Source organism: Streptomyces sp. NPDC059909 (assembly GCF_042730885.1).
Taxonomy (GTDB): domain Bacteria; phylum Actinomycetota; class Actinomycetes; order Streptomycetales; family Streptomycetaceae; genus Streptomyces.
Genome location: NZ_JBHWKX010000012.1, coordinates 97,984 through 120,316 on the forward strand (window position 1 = coordinate 97,984; position 22,333 = coordinate 120,316).

General features: G+C 72.7%; 23 protein-coding genes and 1 pseudogene. 12 read left to right on the forward strand and 12 right to left on the reverse strand.

The window, feature by feature from the left end:
- Positions 1 to 441: 441 nt before the first annotated feature.
- Together ACFV9O_RS11555 and ACFV9O_RS11560 are read left to right on the forward strand one after the other, a co-directional pair.
- Positions 442 to 1,296, forward strand: a complete 855-nt coding sequence (locus tag ACFV9O_RS11555; protein WP_385415565.1) for an EI24 domain-containing protein — start codon at positions 442 to 444, stop codon at positions 1,294 to 1,296.
- Positions 1,297 to 1,319: 23 nt separating this feature from the next.
- Positions 1,320 to 1,568 (forward strand): hypothetical protein, encoded by a 249-nt coding sequence (locus ACFV9O_RS11560; RefSeq protein WP_385415566.1) that lies wholly within the window; start codon positions 1,320 to 1,322, stop codon positions 1,566 to 1,568.
- Here ACFV9O_RS11560 and ACFV9O_RS11565 read toward each other — a convergent pair.
- From ACFV9O_RS11565 to ACFV9O_RS11575, 3 genes and pseudogenes are all read right to left on the reverse strand, one after another.
- Positions 1,534 to 2,505, reverse strand: coding sequence for a carbon-nitrogen hydrolase family protein (locus ACFV9O_RS11565; protein WP_385415569.1), 972 nt, complete (start codon positions 2,503 to 2,505; stop codon positions 1,534 to 1,536). The genes ACFV9O_RS11560 and ACFV9O_RS11565 overlap by 35 nt on opposite strands.
- 23 nt (positions 2,506 to 2,528) lie before the next feature.
- The gene (locus tag ACFV9O_RS11570) at positions 2,529 to 3,737 is read right to left on the reverse strand and encodes a pyroglutamyl peptidase (protein WP_385415712.1); all 1,209 of its coding nucleotides are present in this window, start codon (positions 3,735 to 3,737) and stop codon (positions 2,529 to 2,531) included.
- Between the two features lie 121 nt (positions 3,738 to 3,858).
- A pseudogene (locus ACFV9O_RS11575) lies at positions 3,859 to 4,424 on the reverse strand (TetR/AcrR family transcriptional regulator).
- Between the two features lie 31 nt (positions 4,425 to 4,455).
- On the opposite strand from ACFV9O_RS11575, the gene ACFV9O_RS11580 reads away from it, so the two are divergent.
- A complete protein-coding gene (locus ACFV9O_RS11580; protein ID WP_385415572.1) occupies positions 4,456 to 4,806 on the forward strand; it encodes a fibronectin type III-like domain-contianing protein in 351 nt (116 codons plus the stop codon).
- Positions 4,807 to 4,892: 86 nt separating this feature from the next.
- Here the strand turns inward: ACFV9O_RS11580 and ACFV9O_RS11585 are convergent, their stop codons facing one another.
- The gene (locus ACFV9O_RS11585) at positions 4,893 to 5,813 is read right to left on the reverse strand and encodes an SGNH/GDSL hydrolase family protein (protein ID WP_385415575.1); all 921 of its coding nucleotides are present in this window, start codon (positions 5,811 to 5,813) and stop codon (positions 4,893 to 4,895) included.
- Positions 5,814 to 6,061: 248 nt separating this feature from the next.
- On the opposite strand from ACFV9O_RS11585, the gene ACFV9O_RS11590 reads away from it, so the two are divergent.
- Positions 6,062 to 6,556 (forward strand): DUF3145 domain-containing protein, encoded by a 495-nt coding sequence (locus ACFV9O_RS11590; RefSeq protein WP_385415578.1) that lies wholly within the window; start codon positions 6,062 to 6,064, stop codon positions 6,554 to 6,556.
- Positions 6,557 to 6,846: 290 nt separating this feature from the next.
- On the opposite strand, the gene ACFV9O_RS11595 is transcribed toward ACFV9O_RS11590, so the two are convergent.
- The 6 genes from ACFV9O_RS11595 to ACFV9O_RS11620 form a co-directional block, all read right to left on the reverse strand.
- Entirely contained in the window at positions 6,847 to 7,119 is a 273-nt protein-coding gene (locus ACFV9O_RS11595) for a hypothetical protein (protein WP_385415580.1), read from the reverse strand.
- An 88-nt stretch (positions 7,120 to 7,207) separates the two neighbouring features.
- On the reverse strand, positions 7,208 to 8,470 hold the full coding sequence (gene fabF / locus ACFV9O_RS11600; protein WP_385415583.1) for a beta-ketoacyl-ACP synthase II: 1,263 nt from the start codon (positions 8,468 to 8,470) through the stop codon (positions 7,208 to 7,210).
- 80 nt (positions 8,471 to 8,550) lie between these two features.
- Positions 8,551 to 8,799, reverse strand: coding sequence for an acyl carrier protein (locus ACFV9O_RS11605; RefSeq protein ID WP_018103325.1), 249 nt, complete (start codon positions 8,797 to 8,799; stop codon positions 8,551 to 8,553).
- 95 nt (positions 8,800 to 8,894) lie between these two features.
- A complete protein-coding gene (locus ACFV9O_RS11610) occupies positions 8,895 to 9,926 on the reverse strand; it encodes a ketoacyl-ACP synthase III (RefSeq protein WP_385415586.1) in 1,032 nt (343 codons plus the stop codon).
- A 16-nt stretch (positions 9,927 to 9,942) separates the two neighbouring features.
- Positions 9,943 to 10,860 carry an ACP S-malonyltransferase gene (locus ACFV9O_RS11615; protein WP_385415589.1) on the reverse strand — a complete coding sequence of 306 codons (918 nt, stop codon included), beginning with the start codon at positions 10,858 to 10,860 and terminating at the stop codon, positions 9,943 to 9,945.
- A gap of 89 nt (positions 10,861 to 10,949) precedes the next feature.
- Complete coding sequence (locus ACFV9O_RS11620; protein WP_385415592.1) at positions 10,950 to 12,146, reverse strand: PucR family transcriptional regulator; 1,197 nt, start codon at positions 12,144 to 12,146, stop codon at positions 10,950 to 10,952.
- A gap of 594 nt (positions 12,147 to 12,740) precedes the next feature.
- Here ACFV9O_RS11620 and ACFV9O_RS11625 point away from each other — a divergent pair.
- The 6 genes from ACFV9O_RS11625 to ACFV9O_RS11650 all read left to right on the forward strand — a co-directional run bounded on the left by ACFV9O_RS11625 (position 12,741) and on the right by ACFV9O_RS11650 (position 19,046).
- The gene (locus ACFV9O_RS11625; protein ID WP_385415595.1) at positions 12,741 to 13,397 is read left to right on the forward strand and encodes a pirin family protein; all 657 of its coding nucleotides are present in this window, start codon (positions 12,741 to 12,743) and stop codon (positions 13,395 to 13,397) included.
- Positions 13,398 to 13,474: 77 nt separating this feature from the next.
- Positions 13,475 to 14,629 carry a lipid II:glycine glycyltransferase FemX gene (locus tag ACFV9O_RS11630; protein WP_385415598.1) on the forward strand — a complete coding sequence of 385 codons (1,155 nt, stop codon included), beginning with the start codon at positions 13,475 to 13,477 and terminating at the stop codon, positions 14,627 to 14,629.
- Positions 14,626 to 16,251 carry a murein biosynthesis integral membrane protein MurJ gene (gene murJ, locus ACFV9O_RS11635; protein ID WP_385415600.1) on the forward strand — a complete coding sequence of 542 codons (1,626 nt, stop codon included), beginning with the start codon at positions 14,626 to 14,628 and terminating at the stop codon, positions 16,249 to 16,251. The genes ACFV9O_RS11630 and murJ overlap by 4 nt, the downstream gene beginning before the upstream one ends.
- 25 nt (positions 16,252 to 16,276) lie before the next feature.
- Positions 16,277 to 16,960, forward strand: coding sequence for a response regulator (locus tag ACFV9O_RS11640; RefSeq protein ID WP_385415603.1), 684 nt, complete (start codon positions 16,277 to 16,279; stop codon positions 16,958 to 16,960).
- Positions 16,957 to 18,432: a sensor histidine kinase gene (locus ACFV9O_RS11645; protein WP_385415606.1), complete on the forward strand. Its 1,476-nt coding sequence runs from the start codon at positions 16,957 to 16,959 to the stop codon at positions 18,430 to 18,432. Before ACFV9O_RS11640 ends, ACFV9O_RS11645 begins: the two co-directional genes overlap by 4 nt.
- The gene (locus ACFV9O_RS11650; RefSeq protein ID WP_385415609.1) at positions 18,429 to 19,046 is read left to right on the forward strand and encodes a hypothetical protein; all 618 of its coding nucleotides are present in this window, start codon (positions 18,429 to 18,431) and stop codon (positions 19,044 to 19,046) included. The genes ACFV9O_RS11645 and ACFV9O_RS11650 overlap by 4 nt, the downstream gene beginning before the upstream one ends.
- Before the next feature lie 272 nt (positions 19,047 to 19,318).
- Here the strand turns inward: ACFV9O_RS11650 and ACFV9O_RS11655 are convergent, their stop codons facing one another.
- Both ACFV9O_RS11655 and ACFV9O_RS11660 read right to left on the reverse strand, forming a co-directional pair.
- The gene (locus ACFV9O_RS11655) at positions 19,319 to 20,140 is read right to left on the reverse strand and encodes a serine hydrolase domain-containing protein (RefSeq protein ID WP_385415612.1); all 822 of its coding nucleotides are present in this window, start codon (positions 20,138 to 20,140) and stop codon (positions 19,319 to 19,321) included.
- Between the two features lie 10 nt (positions 20,141 to 20,150).
- Positions 20,151 to 20,615 carry a GNAT family N-acetyltransferase gene (locus ACFV9O_RS11660; RefSeq protein ID WP_385415615.1) on the reverse strand — a complete coding sequence of 155 codons (465 nt, stop codon included), beginning with the start codon at positions 20,613 to 20,615 and terminating at the stop codon, positions 20,151 to 20,153.
- A gap of 84 nt (positions 20,616 to 20,699) precedes the next feature.
- On the opposite strand from ACFV9O_RS11660, the gene ACFV9O_RS11665 reads away from it, so the two are divergent.
- Both ACFV9O_RS11665 and ACFV9O_RS11670 read left to right on the forward strand, forming a co-directional pair.
- Positions 20,700 to 21,155, forward strand: coding sequence for a MerR family transcriptional regulator (locus ACFV9O_RS11665; RefSeq protein WP_385415618.1), 456 nt, complete (start codon positions 20,700 to 20,702; stop codon positions 21,153 to 21,155).
- A 5-nt stretch (positions 21,156 to 21,160) separates the two neighbouring features.
- Positions 21,161 to 22,201 carry an aldo/keto reductase gene (locus ACFV9O_RS11670; protein WP_385415621.1) on the forward strand — a complete coding sequence of 347 codons (1,041 nt, stop codon included), beginning with the start codon at positions 21,161 to 21,163 and terminating at the stop codon, positions 22,199 to 22,201.
- Positions 22,202 to 22,333: the final 132 nt, after the last annotated feature.

Sequence of the window (22,333 nt, forward strand, 5' to 3'; positions counted from 1 at the left end):
CCCGCCTCAGCGGGCCGGCAGCGCCCGTCCGACCTGGGCGAACCCACCCGTCGGGTGGTCACGGAACAGCAGCTCCGTACCGAACGGCACCACTGGGGCGCCCTGCGCCGACCTCCCGCTCACGACGGCCGCCCGGCCCGCCGCATCGCGCGGCCCGGCTTGAGGCGCGGGTCGCGCGTGGCCGCCGCGGGCCGGTTCTCGATGAGCTCGCCATCCGCTCCTGGTCGCGGGCCTCCTTGGCCGTCTCCGGGGCCGTGACGGTCACCAGATACGCTCGTGGCCGCCCGCGGAACGCCCGGCGATCTCGGAAGCGTTCGGTACGCAGGGTCTATCCGTTCAACTCCGTGACAACAAGGGGGACTTGTGGGGCACCCGGGGCGCCCGGGCCCGGCCGCACGGCCCCTGACCGGCGCATTCCGGCCCCCCGATAGGGTGGGCGGCATGCGTGATCTCCGGGTGGGCTTCGGCTATCTGATGAAGGGCCAGCGGTGGGTCGGCCGGCACGGCCGGTGGTTCGGTTTCGGGCTGCTGCCCGGGCTGATCGCCCTGGTGCTGTACGCCGGCGCGCTCATCGGGCTCGGCTACGGCTCCGACGACCTGGTGGGCTGGGCGACGCCGTTCGCCGACGGCTGGTCGTCGCCGTGGCTCGGTCTGTTCCGCGGCTTCCTCACGGGACTGGTCTTCGGCTTCGGCCTGTTCCTCGCCGTGATCACCTTCACCGCCGTGACCCTGCTGATCGGGCAGCCGTTCTACGAGTCGCTGTCCGAGCAGGTCGACCGCGCCGAGGGCGGCGACGTGCCAGAGTCCGGGCTGCCGCTCTGGCGGGAGCTGTGGATCTCGGCCCGGGACAGCGTCCGGGTGCTGCTGCGGGTCGCCCTGTACGGCGTAGTGCTCTTCGCGCTCGGCTTCGTCCCGGTCGTCGGGCAGACCGTGGTCCCCGCGATCGGCTTCTGCGTCTCCGGCTTCTTCCTCGCCCATGAGCTCACCGCGGTGGCGCTGCAGCGGCGCGGTGTCGAGCTGAAGGAACGTCTCGCGCTGCTGCGTGGCCGCCGCGCGCTCGCCCTCGGCTTCGGCGTCCCGCTCACGCTCGCCTTCCTCGTCCCCCTCGTCGCCGTCTTCCTGATGCCGGGCGCGGTCGCGGGCGCGACGCTGCTGGTCCGGGACCTGACCGCGCCCCGGCCCGAGCCGGAGCCCGCGCACCGGGCGCCGGACCCGAACGTTGGCCCGGGCCCGTCACCGTCGTCGCCACCGCCGTCGTCGCTGTACGGTTTCAGCAAGAACGAGGCCCGGTCCTAGGGCCCGAGGCCCGTGTCGTCGACGTGTACGTCAATTTCGGCATGGGCTACGAGGCCGGTTCCGAGGGCAGCCCGGAGCCCCTCCCGGCGCACACGTGGCTCGACGCCTTCTGCCTGGCCGTCCTCTCCGGCACGGCCGAACGGCACGGCGAGGCCTTCCCCTTCGCCCGCGAGGCGCCCCAGCAGGGCCAGGCACGGCGTCCCGCCGCCGAGCTCATCAACGGCTTCATGGCGTACGTCATCGGGGACACGGGAGACGAGGACGCGAGCTAGCCGCCGTCCAGGGAGGAGAAGCTTGCCGCCATCGTTGCCGCGATCTCCCGGGTCTGGGACCTCGACGACGAGATCGGCCTGGCCCTGACCGCCACGCCCGCCGTCGGGGCTGGAACATCCGGGTCACGTCCCCCTGCCTGCCGCCCCGTCTCCTCCAGGCGGCCGAACCCCTTTGGGCGAGCCCCTCCACCCGAGCCCCTCCAGCCGGGAGCCGCCGGCCGAGCGGCAGCTCCGCGACCGCGAGCCCGGGCGCGTCGCTGCCCGCCGTGGCAAGCAGCGTGCCGTCCGGGCCCCAGACCGCGCTGCCCCCTGCGCACTCACCCGCCTCCGTGCTCGGCCCCACCAGGTTGCCGAGCACCACCCACAGCCCGTTGTCCCGCGCACGGACCGGATACACCGACTCGAAGGAGTCGTTGCCGACGTCGAGCGCCGAACTCGCCACGTACACCTGGCAGCCGTCGGCACCGGCGCGCCCGGCGACCTCCGGGAAACGGTTGTCGTAGCAGACGGCGAGCGCGAACCGGACCCCGTCCAGGGTGAAGCGGCCGTCCGCGGAGCCGGCTGCGAAGACGTCGTTCTCCGCGCCGTGCAGATGCCGCTTGTCGTAGCGGGCGATCAGCGCGCCGTCCGGGCCGATGACCAGTGACGCGATGGCGGGCCGGCCGCCGTCCGTCGGTGCCGCGCAGTTGACCACGGCTGCCGTGGAGGTGGCGCGGCAGGCCTCCCGCACCCGCGCCAGTCGCGGGTCGTCGGGCGCCGGCCACAGGCCGGGGTCCGCGGCGAGCAGGCCCAGTTCGTACCCGGTGGCCGCCAGCTCGCCGAAGACGACCAGCCGGGCACGGCGAGCGGCGGCCTCGTGGATCAGGCCGGCCATGGAGCGGACGTTGGCCGGTATGTCACCCGGAACGGGAGCGAACTGAGCAGCTGCGACGATCACGCGTCCATCATGGCCGGTGTGCGTCAGCGGTTCGCCGCCGCCACCTGCACGATCGCCCGCACCTGCGCGATGATGTCCAGCCGGTTGCGTACGAAGTCGGGATCGGTCACCGTGCCCGTCGCCGGGTCGGTGTTGCCCGTGCCGAACTGCAGGACCGGGGTGTGGACATGGCCGGCCGGCAGCGCCTCGTGCAGTCCGAGGCGGTCGCGCAGCAGGGTGGCCCGGTAGGCGATCTCGTTGGAGAGATAGTTGCCGCCGCCTCCGGCGCGGGCCGTCGAGCCGGGCGTCGGGCCGTCGGGGCGGACCACCGGGTCGGTGCCGCCCGCCGGGATCTCGGTGACCGACGTGTTGTCGTAGACCGGGAAGCGGCCCGTGCGCGCGGCGGCGATGGCCGCGTACGGGAGCGTCGTCGACGTCCACTGCGGCTGCGAGGCCGGGTCGGTCACCGGCACGGTCTCGGTCCGCGACAGATTCTCGTTGTCCGGGAAGCCGCCCCGCCAGGCGCCGTTGGTGCGCTCGATGTCGAACCTGCCGACGCGGCCCTGGCTGACGGTGGTGACCAGGTCGGCCTCGGGCAGCCGGTGGCGCAGGGTCCGCTCGACCGTGCCCGCCGCGAAGTCGGTCCAGCGGACGGGGAAGACGGCCGTCTCGATCCTGGCCGCGCCCCCGTCCGCCGTACGGATCCAGGTGCCGTCCAGGGCGAGGGCGGTGGCCCCGCTCGGGTTGCTGATGCGGATGTCGCGATCCAGCGTGAAGGGGTCGAAGCCGGTCAGCACGATCCGCTTGAAGCCGTTGCCGTCAGGGCCCTTGCCGCGTGGGAAGCCGAGCGTGTCCTGGCCGCGCGAGGTCTGCTCCAGCCGGTCGAGCAGCCGGGTCCGCGCGGCTTCGGACAGCCCGAAGCCGGGCTGCCACTGCCGCAGTTCGCGGGTCATGCCGAGCCGCGCCCAGTACAGCGGCCGGTCGTCGTCCCGGCTCAGATCGCCCCGTACGGCGCCCCTGCCCTGAGCCCGGTCGACGGCCCGCCGCCACAGCCCGGAGCCGTGCCGGTCCACGGCACGCCACGCCTCGGCGTACGAATCCGCGGCCCCCAGCGCCTTCGCGAACTCCGGTGCCACCGCGTCGAATCCGCTGCGCCGCAGGATCTCCTGCGGTACGGCCCCCTCCAGCCGCTTCTCCTCCACGGTGGCGACGCCCGGCACGTCCGCTGCGCCCGCCGGCGCCGTACCGAGCATCGTGCAGGCCACCGCCGAGACGAGCAGCACTCCCAGTGTCCGCCGCACGCCGCATCCCTTCCCTGGACGACCACTCCGAAGTGGCCAGTATCGGGAAGGAGTTGGGCTGTGAACAGAGGGACTAACGGGGCTCGAGCAGTTTCAGGAAGTCCCGGAACGCCGTCGGCATGTCCACCGACTCCGGGTCCAGCACCACTGGTACTGCAGTCCGTCCATGACCGCGGTCAGCAGTGGAGCCACCCGCTCCGGGGTGAGTCCGCCCGGCAGCCGGTCGCCGTACTCGGCGCGGAGGACGGCCGCCATCTCCGTACGCACCTGCTCGTAGCGGCGGGTGAAGAACTCCCTGGCCGGATGGTCCTCGGTGACGCTCTCGCCGAGCAGCGCGGAGAAGGTCTGCACGATGCCCGGGCGCATCGCGTTGTACTCCACCAGGGAGGCGAGCAGTTCGACACGCCAGCTGCCGGGGGAGTGCCGCGCGCCGCTCGTGTCCCACTGGTCGCGCTCCTCCAGGACAGCGACGAGGAGCGCCTCCTTGGTGGGGAAGTAGTGCAGGAGCCCCTGCTGGGTGAGGCCGACGCGCTCCGCGACCGCGCCCAGCGACGAACCCCGGTAGCCGCGTTCGGCGATCACTTCGAGGGCGGCGCGCAGGATTTCCGCGCGTCTCTCCTCGCTCCTGGCCCTGGCCATCGGACGTCGCCCCGTTCCTTCTTTCGAGTGCTTGCCAGCAGGACCGTACTGGGAGTACCAGTCCCTGGAGGCGACACCGGCGACCGCCAAGGTCCGCGTCCGCAACAGCGGCTCACGCCCCGGCCGCGAGACCGTCCAGATCTATCTCGCCCCCGCTCCCGCCGAGGACGGCGAACAGCGCCCGCGGCGCTGGCTGGCCGGTTTCGCGTCCGTGACGGCCGCCCCCGGCGAGAGTGTGGAGGTCGAGATCCCGCTGCCCCGGCGCGCCTTCGAGATCTGGGACGAGGAAGGCGGATCCTGGAGTTTCGTCTCCGGCTCGTACGAGGTCCAGGCGTCCCACTGCCTCGACGACCGCCGTCTGGCCGCCACCCTGGAGGTCTGAGGCGCATGTGACGGCCCCGGGGCGGCACCTGACAACCGCCCCGGGGCCCGCCGCCCCCGCCGCCCCGGCGTCCCGGACGGGACCCGTCAGGCGGGCGGCTCCGCGGCCGTCACGTTCCGGTACGCGATCTCCGCGAGCCTGCTCTGACCGTCCCTGCTCGGATGGAACCAGTCCCAGTGGCTCAACTGCTCACCCGTGAAACGGAAGGCGAAGACGTCCCCGCCGTCGTACCGGCAGCGCGGATCCTTCGCGCAGACGCTCTTCAGCGCCTCGTTGTACGCGACGACCCGGTCGTGGACCTGAGCCCGGCGCAGCCGTGCGTCCTCGCTCATGTCGTCCGCGTCGCCCAGCATCGAGGCGCAGATGCCCAGCTTCCACACCTGCTTGCCGAACGGATTGCCGCGGCCCGTCGACCACAGCCGCTTCAGGTCCGGCACGCTCGACACGTACACCTGGGCCGTGGGGGCCGTGCGCCGCAGGGTGCTCATCGCGGCAGCGAACGCCTCCGTGAAGTCCGCGACCGGCGTCATGAGACCGGGCGAGTCCCGGCAGGCGTCGTTGGCGCCCACCATCACCGCGACCAGGCCGGGTCTGCGGGCCGCCGCCTCCGCCATCTGTCCGGGCAGATCCGCCATGCGGGCCCCGGTCCGGGCGTGGTTCCAGCTCCGCCCGGCCACCGCGGCCGGCCCGAGGAGGCGCTGCGCGAGGCTGCGCACCTGTGTGTCGGTGCCGGTCGCCCACGACACCTCCGGACAGTCGGCGAGTACGTCACAGGCGTCGAAGCCGCGCGTGATGGAGTCGCCGACTGCGGCCACCGACGACGGGCTGCGGTCCCAGACGGGGGTGGGGGAGGGGCGCGGCCGCTTCTGCGGGTGACTCTGCGTGGTGGGCGTGCCGGAGGTGCACCCCGTCAGTGCCGCGAGCCCGACGAGTGCCGCCGCCGTCAATGCGGCGACGGCGGTGGGCGGTCGAAGAATCGTTCGCCCACTCCGCCGGTTTTCACGCATCCTGCCCTCCCCGTTGGCGTCCTCGCGGGTGAAACCTTCGTGCGTACGGGCCCCCGGCCGCACGGTACGACACACCTCGGCCCCCGCCGCACGGTAGCTTTTCCCCCGTCGAACCTGAGGCACCTGGCCCACCCGGCTCCGGTAAATTACATCACGTCACATGCTGTCCGTTTTGCGGAGTTTCACTCCTGATGCTGTTTACTGAGGCCGCTGGGAAAGGCGAACCTCGTCCCACACTGGAGGTCCCGGTGACGACACGCGGCGTTCTGTACGTCCACTCCGCACCCCGCGCTCTGTGCCCGCACGTCGAATGGGCGGTCGCGGGTGTACTCGGCGTGCGGGTCCAGCTCGACTGGATCCGCCAGCCGGCGTCGCCGGGCACCTGGAGAGCCGAGTTCTCCTGGCAGGGCGAACCCGGAACGGCCTCGAAGCTGGCGTCCGCGCTGCGCGGCTGGCAGATGCTCCGCTTCGAGGTCACCGCGGAACCCTGCCCCACCGCCGAGGGCGAGCGCTACAGCGCCACCCCCGAGCTCGGCATCTTCCACGCCGTCACCGGCATCCACGGCGACATCCTCATCCCGGAGGACCGCCTCCGCGCCGCCCTCGCCCGTTCGGCGCAGGGCGAGACGGACCTCGAGGCGGAAATCTCCCGCCTCCTCGGCAAGCCCTGGGACGACGAACTGGAGCCCTTCCGCTACGCGGGCGAGGGCGCCCCCGTGCGCTGGCTCCACCAGGTGGTCTGAGCGGGTTCCGCGTTCGGGAGCCCTCGGGCGCCCTTGGAACGCCTCGGAAGGCTTCGGAAGATGGATTCCGCCCCAACGGGCACGCAGGGGGCGTGCCGTGAGGTGGGGTGTGTGAATGCGTGAACGTACGGCGGCCGGGTCGGCCGCCGTTCTGCTGTCCGGGACGGCACTGGGCGCGGCCTCGGTGCTGCTGGCCGGACCCGTCTTCGGAGGGATGGCCGAGGCACAGGTCGTGTGCGGGACGTCCTGGCCGTCCGGCGGGGGCGGCGACGGCGGTGGCCCCGCCGACGTCATCGGCGGGCGGCGCGGGCGAGGTCCGGGACGCGGCCGAGATGGCCGCCGGGTCCGCCCGTGGCGCACGCCTGGACAAGACCGACGGCAAAGGTGACACCCGAGGCCGCCGTGGTCTCCGTGGCGCCCGTGGTCGTCGCCGTGACGGAGGACGACGAGCGCGGCACCCGTGCCCTGCTCGCCTTCGACGACCGTGGCGCACCCACCGCGACCGTGCCGGTCTCCGGGCGCGACGGGCCGCCCTGCGCTGAGCGGCTCGCCGCTCCGGGCACGACGAGGCCCCCGCCGGAGATTCCGGCGGGGGCCTCGGGTTCAGCTCATCGGCTGATCAGTCGTCAGCCGGCCAGTCGTGGGGCGCGATCAGACCGTACGGAACGCCAGCACCACGTTGTGGCCGCCGAAGCCGAACGAGTTGTTGATCGCCGCGATCGTGCCCTCGGGCAGCGTGCGCGGTTCGTCGCGGACGATGTCCGCGTCGACCGACTCGTCGAGGTCGTCGACGTTGATCGTCGGCGGGGCCAGCCGGTGGTGGAGCGCCAGGACCGTCGCGACGGTCTCGATGCCGCCCGCGCCGCCCAGCAGATGACCCGTCATCGACTTCGTGGCCGAGACCGCGACATGGTCGAGGTCGTCGCCCAGGACACTGCGCAGCGCCTTGATCTCGGCGACATCACCCTGCGGGGTGGACGTCGCGTGCGCGTTGAGGTGCACGACCTCGGACGGCTTGAGGTCCGTCGAGTCGAGCAGGTTCTGCAGCGCGGCGGCGATACCGCGGCCCGTCGGCTCGGGCTGCGCGATGTGGTGGCTGTCGGCCGACAGGCCCTGGCCCAGCACCTCGCAGTACACCTTCGCGCCCCGCGCGGCGGCGTGCTCCGCCGACTCCAGGACGACCACGCCGGCACCCTCGCCGAGGACGAAGCCGTCACGGGACTTGTCGTACGGACGCGAGGCCTTCTCGGGCTCGTCGTTGTTCTTGGACATCGCCATCATGTTGGCGAACGCCGCGACCGGAAGCGGGTGGATCGCCGCCTCGGTGCCGCCCGCGATCACGACGTCGGCGCGGCCGGTACGGATCATCTCGACGGCGTAGCCGATCGCCTCGGCGCCCGACGCGCACGCGGAGACCGGGGTGTGCACGCCCGCCTGGGCGTTCACCTCCAGGCCGACGTTCGCGGAGGGGCCGTTGGGCATCAGCATGGGCACGGTGTGCGGGGAGACGCGGCGTACGCCCTTCTCCTTCAGCACGTCGTACTGGTCGAGCAGCGTCGTGACGCCGCCGATGCCGGAGGCGATGACCGTCCCGAGCCGCTCGGGGGCGACCTTCTCGTCCTCGCCGGCCGGCGCGGCATAGCCGGCGTCGGCCCATGCCTCACGGGCGGCGATGAGGGCGAACTGGGCCGAGCGGTCCAGCTTGCGCGCCAGCGGCCGGGGCAGGACCTCGCCCGGGTCCACCGCCGCCGGGGCGGCGATACGGACGGGCAGGTCGGCGAAGCGTTCGCCCTCGAGGGGCTTGACGCCGGAGCGTCCCGCGATCAGACCTTCCCAGGTCGATGCGGAGTCGCCACCCAGCGGTGTGGTTGCGCCGATACCGGTGACGACCACGGTGCGATTGGTCGAGCTCACAGGAATTCTTTCTCCACGGTCTATGAGGGTTCGTGAATCAGCGGCGCCACCGCTGGGTGGCGTACCTGATCAGTCGGGGATCAGTCCTGGTGCTTCAGGATGTAGTCGGCGGCGTCGCCGACCGTCTTGAGGTTCTTGACGTCCTCGTCCGGGATCTTGACGTCGAAGCGCTCTTCGGCGGCGACGACGACCTCGACCATGGACAGCGAGTCGACGTCCAGGTCGTCGGTGAAGGACTTGTCCAGCTGGACGTCCTCCGTCGGGATACCGGCGATCTCGTTCACGATCTCGGCGAGACCTTCGACGATCTCTTCCTGAGTGGCGGCCATGTGGCGCTCCTTCGGTGTGTAGCAGAGGGTTGATCTGGCGTTGTCCGGAGGACCGTAGGACCCGGGAACCGGAGTCCGGAAGATCCGGATGCTGCCTAGGGGAGGGTAACGACCGTCGCGGCGTAGACGAGACCCGCCCCGAAGCCGATGACGAGCGCGGTGTCGCCGCTCTTCGCCTGCCCGGTCGCCAGAAGCCGCTCCATCGCGAGCGGAATCGAGGCGGCCGAGGTGTTGCCGGTGGTCTCCACGTCGCGGGCGACCGTGACGTGCTCCGGCAGTTTGAGAGTCTTCACCATCGAGTCGATGATCCGCATGTTGGCCTGGTGCGGAATGAAGACGTCCAGGTCGTCCGCGGTGATCCCGGCCGCGTCGAGCGCCTGCTGGGCGACCTTCGCCATCTCGAAGACGGCCCAGCGGAACACCGCCTGGCCCTCCTGGGTGATGGCGGGGAACTTGACCTCGCCCTTCGCGTCGAGCGGCAGTTGCGCCACATCGCCGGTGCGGAAGTGGTCCCACGGCACGGTCTGCTTGATCGTCCCGGCCTTGTCGCCCTCGGAGCCCCAGACCGTCGGACCGATGTTCGGCTCCTGGGAGGGACCCACGACGACCGCGCCCGCGCCGTCGCCGAACAGGAAGGCCGTCGCGCGGTCCTCCAGGTCGGTCAGGTCGCTGAGCCGCTCGACGCCGATGACCAGGACGTACTCGGCGGAGCCCTCCACCACCATGCCCTTGGCGAGGGTGAGGCCGTAGCCGAAGCCGGCACAGCCCGCCGAGATGTCGAAGGCCGCGGCCTTGTTCGTGCCGAGCTTGTCGGCGATCTCCGTGGCGATGGCCGGGGTCTGGCTGAAGTGCGAGACGGTCGAGACGACCACGGCGCCGATCTGCTCGGCGGTGATCCCGGCGTCGGCGATCGCCTTGCCGGACGCCTCGATCGACATCGCGGCGACGGTTTCCTCGTCGTTCGCCCAGTGACGGGTCGCGATGCCCGACCGGGAGCGGATCCACTCGTCGGAGGAGTCGATCTTCTCGAGGATCACCTCGTTCGGCACGACCCGGGTCGGGCGGTAACCGCCGACGCCCATGATCCGTGCGTACGGGGCGCCCTGGCTGGGCTTGATCTTCGACATGCGCTACGGCTCCTTGTCAGGCTGCTGTGTGCTCGGCGATCAGCGTGCGGGCCGCGTCGAGGTCGTCGGGGGTCTTCAGCGCGAGGGTCGCGACGCCCGGCAGGGCGCGCTTCGCCAGACCGGTGAGGGTACCGCCGGGGCACACCTCCACCAGGGCGGTGACGCCCAGCTCCTTGAACGTCTCCATGCACAGGTCCCAGCGGACCGGGTTCGCGACCTGGCCCACGAGCCGGGAGACGACGTCCGCGCCGGTGGCCACGGTGCGGCCGTCCTTGTTGGAGACGTACGGCACCTTCGGGTCGGCAACGGCGAGGGCCTTCGCGGCCACGTCGAGCTTCTCCACCGCGGGCGCCATGTGGTGCGTGTGGAACGCGCCGGCGACCTGCAGCGCCACGACACGCCGCACACCCTCGGGCTTGTCCGCCTCCAGCGCGGCGAGCTGCTCCATGGTGCCGGCGGCCACGATCTGGCCCGCGCCGTTGACGTTCGCCGGGGTCAGAGCCAGCTTCTCCAGATGCGGGACGGTGACGTCGGGGTCACCGCCGAGCAGCGCCGACATACCGGTCTTCGTGACCGCGGCGGCCTCGGCCATCGCCAGTCCGCGGGTACGTACGAAACCCAGCGCGGCGGTGTCGTCGAGGACACCCGCGAACGCGGCGGCCGTGATCTCACCGACGCTGTGGCCCGCGACGGCACCGGGCGCGATGTCGCCCAGCGCGGACGCCGACAGCAGACCGGCCGCGACGAGCAGCGGCTGCGCCACGGCGGTGTCGCGGATCTCGTCCGCGTCGGCCTTCGTGCCGTAGTGGGCGAGGTCGAGTCCGATGGCGTCGGACCAGGCCGCGATGCGGTCGGAGGCGCCGGGGAGTTCGAGCCAGGGGGTCAGGAAGCCGGGCGTCTGAGCGCCTTGGCCGGGAGCGACGAGTACGAGCACCCTCACACTCTCTCTTGTGGACGGTCCGGGCCGCCCGTGGGGACAGGGACCAAGAACCGTCAGGGGAATTGTTGGTGTCCGACAAAAGACTAGGACTGCGGATCGCCGTCTACCAGACGCCCGAGGATGAGTGCGATCCGGAGAGTGAACGCCGAGCGGACATCGGAGGGTGACCAGCCGGTGACGTCAGTCACACGTCGAAGCCGGTAGCGAACGGTGTTGGGGTGGACGAAGAGCATCCGTGCGGCACCCTCGAGACTGCTGGCCTGCTCCAGATAGACACTCAGGGTTTCCAGGAGCGCCGAGCCGGCTTCCTCCAGCGGTCTGTAGATCTCCTCCACCAGCTGCTCGCGGGCTGCAGGGTCGCCCGCGATGGCGCGCTCCGGCAGCAGATCATCCGCCAGAACCGGCCGCGGGGCGTCCTGCCAGGCGGAACACGCCTTCAGCCCGGCGGCCGCGGCCTGCGCGGAGCGTGTCGCCGCCAGCAGGTCGGGCACGACGGGTCCCGCGACGACGGGGCCCGCGGCGTACGGGCCGATCAGGGCCTTGGCAACCTGCAGCGGATTGTCGTTGCCGCCCGCGATGACGACGAGTCGGTCGCCGAGCACACCGGTCAGCACCTGGAGCTTGGCGTGCCGGGCCGCGCGGCGGATGGCCTCCACGGTGAGCTCGCTGTCCCCGTCCGGGGCGGTGCCCAGCACCACGCACACATGCTCCGGGGAGTTCCAGCCGAGCGCCGCGGCCCTGCTGACGGCGCCCTCGTCGGCCTCGCCCGACAGCACCGCGTTCACGACGAGAGACTCGAGCCGGGCGTCCCAGGCGCCGCGGGCCTCGGCGGCCTGCGCGTACACCTGCGCGGTCGCGAAGGCGATCTCCCGGGCGTACACGAGCAGCGCCTCGCGCAGGATCGACTCGTCGCCGGGCGCGGCGACCTCCTCGATCGCCGACTCCATGACCTCGATCGTGGTCCGCACCATCTCCACGGTCTGGCGGAGCGTGATCGCACGGGTCAGCTCGCGCGGCGCCGTGCCGAAGACGTCGGTCGAGATCGCCTGCGGGGTCTCGGGGTGCCGGAACCACTCGGTGAACGCGGCGATACCGGCCTGGGCGACCAGACCGATCCACGACCGGTTCTCCGGGGGCATCGCCCGGTACCACGGCAGCGTCTCGTCCATGCGGGCGATGGCGTTCGCGGCCAGGCGCCCGGACGACTGCTCCAGGCGCTTCAGGGTCGCGGAGTGCGGGTGGGCGGCGTTGGCGGGCAGAGCCGGTTCGGGATGGGGCACGGGGACAAGAGTGCCTTATCGGGAGCCCCGCCCGGGGTGCCGGGTCCCGGGGCTCCGCCCTGGACCCCTTTTTCCGGGGGGCGGCCCCCGGGCGTCCGGTTCCGGTACCGGCGGGCGGGCTCGGTGGGGTGGCCGCTACCGGGTGGTCGCCCGGGGTGTCCGTCCTCAAGCGCCGGACGGGCTTGAGCTTGCCCCCGAACCGGCAGGTTGGCCCGGGTGTTCGACCTCAAGCGCCGGACCGGCTTGATGGGTGGCCGGTTGCGGGGTGCTCCCCCCCAACGCCCGTCAGGGCGTAGGGGGAGGGGTCCGGGGCGGAGCCCCGAAATCCGGGGGTTGGGGGGCGGAGCCCCCGCAGGACGGGGTCCGGGGCGGAGCCCCAGCGGGGGTCTGGGGGCGGAGCCCCCGGTTCGGGAAGGGGCGGGGAGGGGAGAAGGGCCCGCCGCAGGCGCCCGCGCGCGTGGCCGGGCGGGCCGGGTCACGGAGGCCCGACCAGGACCGGATCCGCCGGGACCGGATCAGACGGGACCGGACCGGGCGGGACCGGACCGGGCGGACCGGTCACGGTGGACCCGGGGCGGGCCCTACCGTAGAGGCGTGATTTCCGTACGGCGCGCCGGAGGGCGCTACCGCGGTGGGGACGAAGCCGCCGGGATCGAGTCGTGGCACGCCTTCTCCTTCGGGCGTTTCTACGACCCCGACAATCTGCGCTTCGGCGCGATCCTGGCCTGCAACGAGGAGCGCCTCGCCCCCGGCGCCGGGTTCGACGAGCACCCGCACAGCCACACCGAGATCGTCACGTGGGTCGTCGAGGGCGAGCTGACGCACCGGGACTCGGCCGGGCACGCCACCGTCGTACGGCCCGGCGACGTGCAGCGGCTCAGCTCGGCGGCCGGCGTGCGCCACGTCGAACGCAACGACGGCGACGCACCGCTGACGTTCGTGCAGATGTGGCTCGCCCCGAACGACCCGGGCGGGGACCCCTCGTACGAGATCGTGCGCGGCATCGCCGACTCGACCCCGTACGCACTCCCGGAGGCCGGCGCGCTGCTGCACGTACGGCGCCTCGCGACGGACGAGCGGACCGCGATACCGGACGCGCCCTTCGTGTACGTGCACGTCGTACGCGGTGTGGTGCGGCTCGCCGGCGACGACCTGGGTCCCGGGGACGCCGCGCGGATCACGGACGCCGAGGGACTCGAACTGGCCGCCGCCGTCGCCGCCGAGGTGCTCATCTGGGAGCTGTCGGGCTGAGCGCGCTCCGCGTCCGCCACTCCTCCCAGGACAGATTCCACTCGCCGAAGCCGTTGCCCGGCGCCACCGTGCCCTTCGTGTCCGCGCCAACCCGCCTGGCACCCCTCACCCCCGAGGTCTACCAGGCCTTCCTGGCCTCGCAGGCAGGAGCGGCCCTCGGCGCCGGTTTCCTGCAGTGCCCGTCCTGGGCGCAGGTCAAGCAGGGATGGCGTGCGCAACTGCTCGGCTGGGGCCCGGAGCCGGAGGCCGGGCGGCTGACCGGCGTCGCGCTCGTGCTGCTGCGGCAGTTCCCCGGCACCCGCAAGTACTTCGCGTACCTCCCGGAAGGGCCCGTCGCCGACTGGACGGACCCGGACATGGACGGCTGGCTCGACCCGCTGCTGCACCATCTGCGCGCTGCGAGCGCCTTCGCCGTGCGCATCGGCCCCTCGCCCGCGTACCGCCGCTGGAACGCCGACCGCCTCAAGTCGCTCACCGGCCCCGGCCGGCGCCTGACCGACGTCCTCGCCTGCGAGGTCGACCCGCTCGGCACGGCGGTCGCGGAGCGGCTGCGGGCGCGCGGCTGGCGCAGATGCGGCGGCGACGGCACCGGGGACGACGGGGACGCGCAGCCCCGCCTTGTCTTCCGGGTGCCGCTCGCCGGACGCACCCCCGACGACCTGTGGACCGGGCTCAACCAGGAGTGGCGCCGCAACGTCCGCCGGGCCCGGAAGGCGGGCGTGGAGGTCGTCGTCGGCAGCACGGCCGAACTCCCCGAGTTCTACCGGCTGCTCCGGATCACCGAGGAGCGCGACGGCTTCCGGCTCGGCCGCTCGCTCCCGTACTACGAGCGCCAGTACGCGGCGCTCAACGCCGAGGAGCCGGGCCGGATGAAGCTGTACCTCGCCCGCCACGAGGGCGAGATCCTCGCCGCCCACACCATGGTCACGGTGGGCCGGCGGGTCTGGTACCAGACCGGCGCCTCCGCCGACCACCGCCGCGAGGTCCGCCCATCCAACGCCCTGCAGTGGCGGATGCTGCTCGACGCCCACGCGCTCGGCGCCGACGTGTACGACATGCGCGGGGTACCCTCCACACTCGACCCCGACGAACGTGCATTCGGACTGCTGCGCTGGAAGCTCGGTACCGGAGGTCAGATCGTCGAGACGCTGGGGGAATGGGAGAGGCCGTTGGGCGGGACCGCCAACCACACGCTGTACCGCGCCTTCCAGGCGTACCTGGCCCGCCGATGAGCGCGACATCCGTCGCCCCGCGGGCCGAGGGCAGAGCGCCGTCCGCGCTGCGCAGCAGTGCCGTCATGGCCGCCGGGTCCGTCGTCTCCCGCGCCACCGGATTCGTCCGCTCCGCCGTGGTCGCCGCGGCGCTCGGCATCGGCCTCGTCGCCGACGGGTACGCGGTCGGCAACTCCGTCCCCACCATCGTCTACATGCTGCTCATCGGCGGCGCGCTGAACGCCGTGTTCGTGCCCGAGCTGGTCAAGGCGGCCAAGGAGCACGAGGACGGCGGCGCCGCGTACACCGACCGGCTGCTCACCGTCTGCGCCGTCGCCCTGCTGGTGATCACCGCGGGCGCGGTCTGGGCGGCGCCCGCGATCGTCGACGCCTACACCGACTACACGGGCGCGCAGGCGTCCATGACCATCGCCTTCGCCCGCTCCTGTCTGCCGCAGATCTTCTTCCTCGGGCTGTTCACCCTGCTCGGACAAGTCCTCAACGCGCGCGGCCGGTTCGGGGCGATGTCGTGGACACCCGTCCTCAACAACGTCGTCGTCATCGCGGTGTTCGGGCTGTACCTGGCCACGGCCGACGGAGGCACCCTCACCTCCGGCGAGACCGCGCTGCTCGGCTGGGGCACGACCGCGGGCATCGCCGTCCAGGCGCTCGCCCTCGTCCCCGCCCTGCGCGCGGCCCGCTTCCGCTGGCGGCCCCGCTTCGACTGGCGTGGCAGCGGGCTGACCCGGCCGCTGCGGTCGGCCGGGTGGCTGGTGCTGCTGGTGCTCACCAACCAGCTCGCGTTCTGGGTCACGACCCGGCTGGCGACGGCCGCGCGCCTCGGCGGCGGCCCCGGGTTCAGCGCGTACAACTACGCCTATGTGCTGTGGGTCGTACCCCACGGCATCGTCACCGTCTCCCTGGTCACGGCGCTGATGCCGCGTATGAGCGCGGCCGCGGCGGACGCGGACACCGCCGGCGTACGGCGCGATGTCTCGTACGCCCTGCGCAGCAGCTCGGCCGCCGTCGTTCCCGCCGCGTGCATGCTGCTCGCCCTCGCCCAGCCGGTGATGGCCCTCGTCTACGGGTACGGCAGGACCGACGCCGGCGACACGGCGGCGATGGCGGGCATCCTGATGGCGTTCGCCCCCGGGCTGATCGCCCTGTCCGGCCAGTACGTCCTCTCCCGCTCCTTCTACGCGCTCTCCGACACCCGCACCCCGTTCCTGCTCAACCTCGTGATCGCGGGCCTCAACGCGGGCCTCTCCGTGACCGCGTACCTGCTGCTGCCCGTGCGCTGGGCGGTCACGGGCATGGCCGGGGCGTACTCGCTGGCGCTGTGCGCGGGGTGGGCGCTGACGGCGTACGTCCTGAACCGCCGGCTGTCCGCCGGGGAGCGCCGCGCGCGGCTGTGGCGCTCGGCGGCCGTCGGCGCCCATGCCCGGCTGCTGCTCGCCGCGGTCCCGGCCGCCGTGCTCGGTCATCTCGCCGCCCGCTTCGCCTCCCCGGCAGGTGCCGCGGCGGCGACGGCTGCCGGTGCGCCGGTCATCGTGCTGACCTTCGCGCTGCTCGCCCGTCCGCTGCGGCTCACCGAACTGGACACATTGCTCTCCGGCGTACGCCGACGCCTCGCCCGGCGCTGACACACCCTCGGGAGACCCTGCACCCATGCCCCGTGTGCTCCTCATCGAAGACGACCCGTCCGTACGCGAAGGGGTCGAGCTCGGCCTGCGACGCCGGGGCCACGACGTACGGTCCGCCGCCACCGGTGAGGCCGGACTGGCCGCGCTCGGCGAGTTCCGGCCTGACCTGGTGCTGCTGGACCTGATGCTGCCCGGCATGAACGGCGTGCAGGTCTGCCGGCGGGTGCGCGAGAACAGCCAGTTGCCGATCATCATGCTCACCGCGCGCGGCGACGACTTCGACGTCGTCGTCGGGCTGGAGGCGGGCGCCGACGACTACATCGTCAAACCGGCCCGTACCGAAGTGATAGAGGCCCGGATCAGGGCCGTGCTGCGCCGGATCGAGGAGCCGGGCGGCGGGCGGCCCGCGGTCGAGTTCCACGGCGAGCTCGCCATCGACCGGGCGGGGCTCACCGTCGCCAAGGCGGGGCAGCGGCTCGCGCTCGCGCCGTCCGAGCTGAAGCTGCTGCTGCACCTGTCCGCGTTCCCGGAGCAGGTGTTCAGCAGACAGCAGCTGCTGGAGCACGTGTGGGAGCACAACTACCACGCCGACGCACGGCTGGTCGACGCGTGCGTACGGCGCCTGCGCAACAAGATCGAGGACGAGGCCGGGCGTCCCCGCTACATACAGACCCTGCGGGGCTTCGGCTACCGCTTCGGACCGCTGTGACAGGCGCCGGGGGCCGGCGCCGCATCGCCGCGTTCGGGCTGCGCACCCGCCTCGTCCTCGCCTTCCTGCTGGTCGCCGTGGTCAGCTCCGGGACCACGGCCGCCCTCACCTACCGCGAGGCGCGCAACGCCGTCCTCGTCACCGCGCAGGACACCGCGGTCGCGTCGTTCCGCGAACAGGTCCAGCAGCTCGGCCTCTCGCTGCCCGTGGAGGGCGGCCCGTCGCTGCGGGACGTGCTGCGCGACATCGCCCGCAGGGGCAAACCGCATCCGTGGGTCGTCTTCGCCGAGTACGGCTCGCTGCGGGCCTCGTCCGGCACCAGCCCCACCTCCGGCGTGATCACCCCCGAGCTGCGCCGTGCGGCCCACAGGCAGCCGAACGGGAGCTTCGAGCGGGTCGTCAAGGACGGCGTCCCGTACCTGACCATCGCCATGCCCGCGGTGTTCAAGGCCGGCGCCAACGGCGTACTGTCCAGCGGACTCGTCCTGTTCGCCGTGATGCGGATGGACGACGAGCAGGCCAATGTCGAGGCCCTGGTCACCGCGGCCAGGGACGGCGCCCTGCCGGGCCTCGCGATCGCGCTCGTCCCGGCCCTGTTCTCCGCCCGCAGCGTGCTGCGCCCGGTGCGCGAACTGCGCAAGGCCGCCGGCAACATGGGCAGCGGTCGCCTCGACACCCGCATCCAGGTCCGGGGCAGCGACGAACTCGCGGATCTGGCCCGTACGTTCAACGAGTCCGCGGCCGAGCTCGAGCATTCCGTGCACGAGCTCCGGCAGGCCGAGGCGCGCGCCCGGCGCTTCGCCTCCGACGTCTCGCACGAACTGCGCACCCCACTCGCCGGGATGCTCGCCGTCACCGAGGTCCTCGACGAGGACGCGGACGGCCTGGACCCCGACACCGCCCGGGCCGTCCGGCTGATCAGCTCCGAGACCGGGAAGCTCGCCGTGCTCGTCGAGGACCTGATGGAGATCTCCCGCTTCGACGCGCGTGCGGCCGAGCTCAACACCGACGAGGTCGACGCGGCCGAGACCATCCGCAAGACCCTGGAGAACCGGCACTGGACCGACGGCCGGGTCCGCACCGAACTGCCCGACGGCATCCGCGCCCGCCTCGACCCGCGCCGTTTCGACATCGTCGTCGCCAACCTCGTCGGCAACGCGCTGCGGCACGGCGCCGCGCCCGTCACCGTACGGCTGCGCACCGAGGCGCGCGCGGACGGCGCGCACGTGCTGGTCACCGAGGTCGAGGACACCGGCCCCGGCATACGGGACGACGTCCTCCCGCACATCTTCGACCGCTTCTACAAGGCCGACGCCGCGCGTACCCGCTCGGTGGGCAGCGGTCTCGGACTCGCGATCACCCAGGAGAACGTGCGACTGCACGGCGGCACCGTCCGCGCCGCGAACGCCGCCGGCGGCGGAGCGCTCTTCACCGTGGAGATGCCCCTGTACCCGCGGGAGACGGCCCCATGAGACGACCGCGCGCCGCCGCGGCGGCGCTGAGCGCCCTGGCCGCCGCGGCCCTCACCGGCTGCGGCATCCAGGAGACCGACGTCATCGAGGCGGGCGGCCCGGCCACGATCCAGGTCTTCCCGAACAGCGGGGGCGGCCTGGTGCTGTTCTTCCGGACCCCGCAGAAAGAACTGACCCCCGTGATCCGGTACCTGGAGGGGGAGAACCCCGCGAGCCCCGGGAATCCGGACGCCGGGTCGGAGGATGCCGAGAACCCGGGGAATCGGACCGCCGAGGCGGTCACGGCGCTGTTCCGCGGCCCGCAGGGGAAGGAACGCGCGGCCGGACTCACCGACGGCCTGCCCGCGATGGGCCCGCAGGCTCCGGTCGTCCGCGTGATGCCGCCGGAGCAGGGCGGCGTCGAGGTCACCCTGCCGATCGCGCTCGGCGGCCTCGACGACCTCGGGATGCGTCAGCTGGTCTGCACGATCGCGTTCTCCCAGGACGCCGAAGGGCTGACCCCGGTGCACTTGAGGGGGACGGACGGCGCGCTGGAGCAGGCCAACTGCGACGCCGACATCGATCTCGGCCTCCAGCCCCGGCCGAGTCCGACCACCCTGCCCTCGCGGTCCTAGACCCTGACCGGCCGATCCTGCCGGGCTCGCGTGCCCTGGCACCGCACCTCGCTGCGTTGTCGTCGGTCACCAACTCGCCCGTAGCCCTTCGGGCACGGGAGGTGCCCCCACCGCGTCGTTTTCTCCCCCTGCCTTCGGCGGGGGCCTCACCTCCGCCGTGCGATGCGCCCCCTGGGCCCTGCGGGCCTGGGGAGACCACATGCACCAGACCCCGCTCCCTGATCCGGCCTGATCGACCGGACAGGACCTGGGGGTTGTCTTCCGGACAGGCCCTAGCGGGAGCCCCGCAGCTCCGCCAGCACCGCGTCCGTGAACGGCGGCCACGCCTCGATCGCCCACGGCCCGAAGGCCCGGTCGGTCAGCGCCACACACGCAGCCCCCGCCTCCGGGTCGATCCACAGGAACGTGCCGGACTGGCCGAAGTGCCCGAAGGTACGCGGCGAGGACATCGCCCCCGTCCAGTGCGGGGACTTGCCGTCGCGGATCTCGAAGCCCAGACCCCAGTCGTTGGGCTTCTGGTGCCCGTATCCCGGCAGGATGCCCGAGAGCCCGGGGTGGACCACGGACATCGCCTCCAGCACGGTCCGCGCGTCGAGCAGCCGCGGCGCCTGCACCTCCGCCGCGAACCTCACCAGGTCGTCGACCGTCGAGACACCGTCCTTCGCGGGCGAGCCGTCGAGCGTCGTCGACGTCATGCCCAGCGGCTCCAGCACGGCCTGGCGCAGATACTCCGCGAACGGGATGTCGGTCGCCTTCGCGATGTGGTCGCCGAGCACCTCGAAGCCGGCGTTCGAGTACAGCCGGCGCGTACCGGGCGCGGCCGTCACCCGGTGCTCGTCGAACGCGAGACCGCTGGTGTGCGCGAGCAGATGCCGGACCGTGGACCCCTCGGGCCCGGCCGGCTCGTCCAGCTCCACCGCGCCCTCCTCGTACGCGACGAGGACCGCGTACGCGGCGAGCGGCTTGGTGACCGAGGCCAGCGGGAAGCGGTGCGCCGTGGGGCCGTACGCCCCGGCGACGGTGCCGTCCGCGCGGACGACGGCGGCGGCAGCGGTGGGGACGGGCCAGTTCTCGGTCAACGCCAGGCTCTGCATGCCTACGACCCTAAAGGGTCAGCCGCATCGCCGGATCGGGGGTCCTGACGAAGCCGAGCGACGCGTACAGGGGCTCGCCCTCCTGCGAGGCCCGCAGATCGATCCTGCGGACGCCGTGCTCCTGGAACCAGGCGAGCAGCCCCTCCATGCAGGCGCGCGAGTGGCCCCGCCGGCGCCGGTCGGCGTCGGTGGCGACGCTGAAGACGTAGCCGGTGGTGCCGGCGGGGTTGCCGGGGCCGCCGAGCCGGTACTCGATCGTCCCCACCGCGCAGGCGGCGAGCCCGCCGGGCCGGTCGACCACGAAGGCCGTCAGGTTCCCGTCCGGATCCGCGAGCCGCTTGCGCAGGGACTCGACGGCGGCGGGCTGCCAGCTGGTGTCGGGGTTCGGCGCGGCAACCAACGAGTCGTGCATGACGGTACGCAGGCGCACCAGCTCTTCGGCGTCGTCCGGACGTGCGCGGCGTGCGAGGCTCATGAGGGGGAGGCTAGCCAGCGCATCGCGGAAAGCCGACAGTTTTCGCTTGCTTGGAGTGCACTCCAACCTTCTAGCGTGGAGGTCATGACGGTGCTGGAGACCACATCCGCGACAACCGACATCTGCGTCGCCGCGCCCCCCGTCCATCCGCGGCCCGAGGGGCAGGACCACTACACGATCAGCGAGGTCGTCGCCTGGACCGGACTCAGCGCGCACACGCTGCGCTGGTACGAGCGCATCGGGCTGATGCCGCACATCGACCGCTCCCACACCGGCCAGCGGCGCTTCCGCAACCGCGACCTGGACTGGCTGGACTTCGTCGGCAAGCTGCGGCGCACCGGGATGCCGGTCGCCGACATGGTCCGGTACGCGGAGCTCGTGCGTGAGGGCGACCACACCTTCGAGGAGCGGCAGGAGCTGCTGGAGGCCACGCGCCGTGCCGTACGCGCGCGGATCGCGGAGCTCCAGGACACGCTGGCCGTGCTCGACTACAAGATCAGCTATTACGCGGACGCCCACCGGGCGTCGGAGAGGGCCTGAGCCCCATGACGAACGGAACGAACGGCACGAACGGCAGGAGCGGCGAGATCGACAAGGTACGGCTCGGTACGGACGGCCCCGAGGTCGGGGTGCAGGGCCTCGGCTGCATGGGCATGAGCGAGTTCTACGGCGACACCGACGAGGCCGCGGCCCGCGACACCCTCGACGCGGCGCTGGAGGCGGGGGTCACGCTCTTCGACACGGCGGACGTGTACGGGCGCGGCGCGAACGAGGAGTTCCTGCGGCCCTTCGTGACGGCCCACCGGGACGAGATCACGCTCGCCACGAAGTTCTCGATCATACGGACGGACGACCCGCAGTACCGGGGCATCCGCAACGACCCCGCGTACATCCGCGAGGCGGTCGAGGGCAGCATGCGCAGGCTCGGCGTCGACGTCATCGACCTCTACTACATGCACCGGCGCGATCCCGGCGTGCCGCTCGCCGACTCGGTCGGCGCGATGGCCGAGCTCGTCGCGGCGGGCAAGGTCAGGTACCTCGGGCTGAGCGAGGTCACCGGCGCGGAGCTGCGCGAGGCGCACGCCGTGCACCCGATCACCGCCCTGCAGTCCGAGTGGTCGCTCTTCAGCCGTGACGTGGAGCGCAGCGCGGTCGGGGCGGCGGCGGAGCTGGGCGTCGGTCTCGTGCCGTACTCGCCGCTCGGGCGCGGCTTCCTGACCGGGGCGTTCGCGGACGCGGGCAAGGAGCTGTCCGAGGGCGACTTCCGCCGCTACCAGCCGCGCATGGTCGGGGACGCCGCCGTGGCGAACGCGGCGCTGCTCGAGCCGCTGAAGAAGATCGCGGCGGCCCACGGGGCGACGGCGGCGCAGATCGCGCTCGCATGGGTCCAGCAGCGGGCCCGGGTCCACGGCGTGACGGTCGTCCCGATCCCCGGCACCCGCAAGCGCACCCGCATCGAGGAGAACGCCGCCGCGACCCGCATCACGCTGACCGAGCCGGAACTGGCCCTGCTCGAGCCGATCGCGGGCCAGGTGGTGGGCCACCGCTACCTGGACATGTCCTCCACTGCGGCGGCCCGCGAGTAGCCTCCGGCGGGGTGTGGCCGGTGGGTGGCGCCCACCGGCCCTCCCCTGGATGCGGCTGGATGCGGCGCGAAGCCGCCGCAGGGGCTCGGGGGGTCGGCCCCCGGCACCTGCCCCGGGGGCTGGGGGGACGGA